We start from the raw sequence: 2,137 nt of genomic DNA, 5'->3' as shown, positions 1-2,137 counted from the left end.
GAAAAATAAATGCATAATACCTGTGAATCTTTTTCCCATAGTAAGATAACAGTTACCAGGTAGCTGTTAAAGCCAGGCAGCTTGTATTGCTGTCTGGCTCCTTATTTCGTGATTGAGGTAATACGGAGGTTCCTTAATCGTTACTTTTAACTCTTGAACTTTGATTTTTGACTTAATATACATGAAGAGACATTATAATAAGCTTGCTGTACTGCTCATGATTCCGGTTTTTGCAACTGCTCAGGCCCAACAAAAATTTGATCCGCAGGCACACCGGGGAGGGCGTGGACTGATGCCCGAAAATTCTGTTGCTGCCATGAAAAATGCCCTTGATTTAGGCGCTACGCTTGAATTAGACTTATCGTATACTAAGGATGGGAAAGTGATCGTATCGCACGATAATTACATTTCATCCGTTTTCGCCTTAGATCCAAACGGTAATCCTATCCCTAAAGCAGACGAGAAAAAATACCGGTTATATAACCTGACCTACGATGAAATACAAAAGTTTGATACCGGTTCCAAGCCGCACCCGGAGTTTCCGGGGCAAAAGAAAATGCATACGGTAATTCCCTTGTTTTCAGATCTGCTTGATTCGGTAGAAGCGTATGCTAAAAGTAAGCACCTGAAGCCGCCCGGATATAACATTGAAGCCAAATTAGCTGTACCAGAAAATACAGATAAAACGGCTTTCCGCGAAGAGTTTATTAAAAAAATAATGGCAATTATTCACGATAAGAAGATTCAGAAACGCATGATGCTTCAGTCCTTTGATATTGGGATGCTGGAGATTGTGCATCGTGATTATAAGGTGAAAATATCTTACCTGGTTGGTAAAGGCGACCTGGAAACCAATCTTAAAAAATTAACCTTCGTGCCGGATATATATAGTCCGTATTATCCGTTGGTAACCAGTGAACTGGTGCAGCAATGTCACCAAAAAGGAATGAAAGTTATTCCCTGGACAGTAAATACCAAAGAAGAAATTGAAACCCTGAAAGCGATGGGTGTTGATGGTATCATCTCAGATTATCCTGATCTGTTTTAAATGTAGCGATATACGTATGAAGTCTAAACCGATAATTTTCCTCTTTCTTTTATTACCTTTTACTGGCTACAGCCAGGATGTGCGGCAATTCCAAAACCCGTCAGATACGTACCGGCCCTGGATATTCTGGGACTGGATCAACGATATGGTAACCAGAAAAGGCATAACCTCCGACTTGGAACAATTCAAAAAGTTCGGCTTAAGCGGAACCCTGATCATGCTGGTCGGCAGCGAGACCAAAGACCGCCAAATGTGGAGCGATCATCACATGCCCAACCCCATCATATCCCAAACCCCCGAATTTTTCAAGACCTGGCAGTTTGCCGCCGAAGAATCCGCCCGCTTAGGCTTAACCATTTCCACCCAGTTAGGCCCCGGCTGGTGCCACAGCGGCGGGCCCTGGGTCAAGCCCGATCAGGCCGTTCAGCACATCGCCTACAGCGAGATCCAGGTACAGGGAACAGGCAAACCCATTGTGCTGCTGATGGATAACCATCCGGCCGGCAAAGCCAAAGCCTGGCATTCCACCCTTTCAGATACCGAGGAGCCCAAGTGGGTACAGCTCGATTTAGGAGCAGTACAGGAAATAACCGAAATACGCCTGCACCCGTTCGATAACCAGGGAAAGAAAAGCTTCGGCTTTCCACAGCAATACAGGATCGAAGTAGCCAATCGTTCCGATTTCTCCGATAAGCGCAGCTATTATTCACAATCCGGCGGTCAGCCCGGTCCCGGTAACCAGGTAGTATCCTTAAAGCAAAAAAAAGTAAAAGCCCGTTACATCCGGTTAACTACACAGAAGAACTATTCCGTTCTCCGTGGAGGCAAAAAACAATACCTGCTATCGCTGGATGAAATCGAAGTCATTGCCGGCAGTAAAAATACAGCCCCTCAGGCCACCGTAACCACATCCGGCTCCATCGAAGACTTCGGTTATACAGCAGCAGCGCTAAACGACGGATTCAGCATGACCACGATGTACTCAGCAATCCCCGGTCAATACGTATTGCCTCGTCCCGGGTATGACTATTACACCAGCGATATTACCACCGTAGCCTTCCCCGATAAAAAGGAAGTTTCCCCTTCAGA

The 2,137-nt window shown here is 45.5% G+C and carries 2 protein-coding genes; both read left to right on the top strand.

The features are described from left to right. The first annotated feature begins 181 nt into the window (after window positions 1-181). Entirely contained in the window at window positions 182-1,048 is an 867-nt protein-coding gene (locus FW774_RS20225; protein WP_149350345.1) for a glycerophosphodiester phosphodiesterase family protein, read from the top strand. 16 nt (window positions 1,049-1,064) lie between these two features. After that, the coding region (locus FW774_RS20220) for a discoidin domain-containing protein (RefSeq protein WP_187774972.1) at window positions 1,065-2,137 on the top strand (1,073 nt) is incomplete at its 3' end.

Source organism: Pedobacter sp. BS3 (genome assembly GCF_008274585.1).
Classification (GTDB): Bacteria; Bacteroidota; Bacteroidia; order Sphingobacteriales; family Sphingobacteriaceae; genus Hufsiella_A.
This window is presented reverse-complemented; position numbering and strand designations above follow the sequence as displayed.

Coding starts and splice junctions, on each gene's coding strand:
- FW774_RS20225 (WP_149350345.1), top strand. CDS start 182: ATGAAGAGACATTATAATAAGCTTGCTGTACTGCTCATGATTCCGGTT.